The organism is Achromobacter sp. JD-1, from assembly GCF_038594925.1.
Taxonomy (GTDB): Bacteria; Pseudomonadota; Gammaproteobacteria; order Burkholderiales; family Burkholderiaceae_B; genus Achromobacter; species Achromobacter spanius_C.
The window spans coordinates 1-2,864 of the sequence record NZ_JBCGCS010000056.1; the positions used below are offsets into that span (position 1 = coordinate 1).

General features: G+C 63.0%; 2 protein-coding genes and 1 pseudogene. All 3 read left to right on the forward strand.

Annotated elements, in window-relative coordinates:
- Positions 1-182: 182 nt before the first annotated feature.
- Positions 183-1,202 (forward strand): P-type DNA transfer ATPase VirB11, encoded by a 1,020-nt coding sequence (virB11, locus tag WBR68_RS31030; protein WP_230696221.1) that lies wholly within the window; start codon positions 183-185, stop codon positions 1,200-1,202.
- A 294-nt stretch (positions 1,203-1,496) separates the two neighbouring features.
- Positions 1,497-1,766, forward strand: coding sequence for a hypothetical protein (locus WBR68_RS31035; RefSeq protein WP_230696222.1), 270 nt, complete (start codon positions 1,497-1,499; stop codon positions 1,764-1,766).
- A gap of 64 nt (positions 1,767-1,830) precedes the next feature.
- Positions 1,831-2,864 (forward strand): annotated as a pseudogene (locus tag WBR68_RS31040) (helix-turn-helix domain-containing protein); the annotation flags it as partial.

Below are 2,864 nucleotides of genomic sequence, written 5' to 3' on the forward strand. Positions count from 1 at the left end.
TGGGAATTTATGTCGCTCGAGATCTGGACTTCAGCTCGGTCTACACGCTCAGATCCGTCGCTCGGTAGCAGCGCGGTTGCGCGCCGCTAATGACGCCTCGCGCACAGGCACCTCTTCCTCGACCAAACGCCTGGCCCCTGACCATTCGGTCGCGGGGCCAGCGTTCATTGACTAGGCATCCCATGAAAGATTCCCACAACGCATCGCCCATCGACTCGGGCGGCCGTGACACCGCGTTACGCCAGATGATGCGACCCATCTCCGGCTACATGGCAGATGACGCCGTCCGCGAGATCACCATTACGCGGCCCGGCGTGATCTTTACGCGCTCTCACGGGCAATGGCACGAACGCCATGATCCGAAGCTGACGTTCAGCTTTCTGGAAGCGCTGGTGTCGGCCATGGCCAGCTACAACAACGTCAACTTCAGCCCCATCATGTCGCTGCTGCTCCCCGACGGTGAGCGCGCTCAGGTGGCCCAGCCGCCGGCCGTGATCGACGGCTCGCTTTCGATCAACATTCGCAAGCACAGCAGCGTCGTGAAGACCTTGGACGAGCTGGCCGCCGAAGGCGCCTTCGCTAACTGGGTCGACGTGAGCGGCCCCATGGGTAGCGCCGACAATCTGACCGAGCACGACAAGGAATTGCTCGACCTCATGAAGGCAGGGGACATCCTTCAGTTTCTTCGACGCGCAGTCATTCAATGCCGCAACATCATTGTCGCGGGCAAGACCGGCTCAGGAAAGACGACGTTTGCACGCAGTCTCATCGACTGCGTGCCGTTCCTCGAACGCCTGCTGACCATCGAAGATGTGCACGAACTCTTCCTGCCCAACCATCCCAACCGCGTGCACATGATTTACGGCAAAGGTGCTGGCCGGATGTCGGCCACAGAGTGCATCGAGGCCGCCATGCGCAGCTCGCCCGATCGGATCTTCCTATCCGAACTGCGCGGTCCCGAAGCATGGGATTACTTGAACGCGCTCAACACGGGCCATCCTGGATCTGTCACGACCACGCATGCCAACAGTGCCCGCGATACGTTCGAACGCGTCGCCCTGCTTGTCAAGCAGTCGACAGCGGGAAACCAGATGGAAGTCGACACCATTCGGCGCTACCTGTTTTCCACGCTGGACATTTCGCTGTACTTCGCCAACTACAAGCTCACTCAGGTCTATTTCAACCCTGGGCGGGTGCTATGAACAAGCGTATAGACGTCGAGCTCGCGTTCACAGGGCCGGTAGGACTGTCAGGTGTTCTGCGGCTTCAGCACGAGTGCGGTAAAGGCAAAACAGCACTTCTATCCATGGGCGGTTGTGACATGCCTGGCGTGCCAACCGGGTCCGCCTCACTTACCACTGCCGACATGCGCCAGCTGGTGGATGGCTTGATGGACGCGATCCAAGCCATCGAACGACAAGAACGGCTGTAAATCCAATCTGCCGCCGGCGGCCGACCATCCAGCGTCCCGCCGTCATTTCCTCCCGGAGACTTCCATGACTCGAGCGAACCGCCAACGCGGCGCGCAGGAAGCACGCACGCGCATGGCCTACAAGATCATGCAGAGCGTCTTCGAACGCTGCCGCGCCGAAGGCCTCACCGCCGAAAAAACCCACCAGGCCATCAAGGACGCCTACCCCTGGGGCGAGCGCCGCGCGTGGCCCTACAAGGCGTGGCTGATGGCCCGCCGCGAATTCTATGAGGCACACGGCCTGCCCCTGCGGGCACGCCGCACCATCGCTGAATCACTGGAGACGGACTCGTGACCGGCACGCTGTACCAGCAAGACCCATTACCCGGTAATAACTCGCAGCAACGCAAGGGGCGAACATGAGCGTCGAAGCATCCAAATGGGCCAGAATGGCCGACGTCCAGAAATCCTCATCCAAGCTCGTGTTGCTGAACTTGGCACAGCTCGTTCGATACGATGCCGACCACTGGACGGTTTTCGCATCGATCGACTACCTGGCCAAGGTCACGCATCTGAATCGCAAGACGGTCATCGATGCCCTCGGCCGCCTTCGCGACCTCGGCGCGATCCAGGACACAGGGCGACGTGCGGGCGACAACCGTAGCAGCATCATTTATCGCTTGTGCCCGAATGCGGTCCCCATGATCGACCTTGCTGCCACCGGCGCCGTCGCCGGCGGCGAATCGCAGGCAGCGCAGCAGGACCTTGCGCTGCAGGACGGGTTTGAGGCTGACGGTGGGATTGTGCCGCCGACAACTCCGGCCGGCGACCTCGGGACGAGTTCCGCTCAAAACGAGCCGTCAGAGCGGGATGGATCCGCGGTCGACGAATCGCTGTCTCCTCCCAAGAGCGACGCCTCGTCGCCGCATTGCGGCGGGTCGGACGCGGCGTTCCTTCCCACGGGCAGATCAATCGGTGCAACGGGTCCTGGCGTCGGTGCTGAAGGCCCTCCGGCTTCCGATGCCGCACGGCACACGCCCACCAGCAGAGCAGCGAAGGGGGGCAAGCGAAAGGGGCGACGGCGCCAGCCTGATGCGCGCGCTGCCGGCGCCGGCCCCACCCCGCTTCCAGCAAGCTGGACTCTGCCGGAGCGGTGGCGAAGTTGGACGCAGGCGCAGCGGCCGCTTTGGACGCAGGAGAAGATCGACGCCATGGCCGCCACCTTCAGCGCCTACATGCGGTCCAGGCCCGGGGAGTTGGGCATGTCGCCCGATTGGTTCGAGTCATGGCGGCTCTGGGTTTTCCGGGAGCGGGAGGCGGCGCAGGCGACGGCCACGGCTTGGCAGGATAGTTGGACCGGCATCGTGGCCACGGGTAAGAAGCTCGGCGTTGAGCAGGCTCCGAACGAGCCGCCGCCCCATTTCAAGGCGCGCGTATTCCTCGCCGCCGGACT

Bases quoted from the DNA above. Each gene is read 5' to 3' on its own strand.
- virB11 (WP_230696221.1), top strand. From the start codon at position 183: ATGAAAGATTCCCACAACGCATCGCCCATCGACTCGGGCGGCCGTGAC.
- WBR68_RS31035 (WP_230696222.1), top strand. From the start codon at position 1,497: ATGACTCGAGCGAACCGCCAACGCGGCGCGCAGGAAGCACGCACGCGC.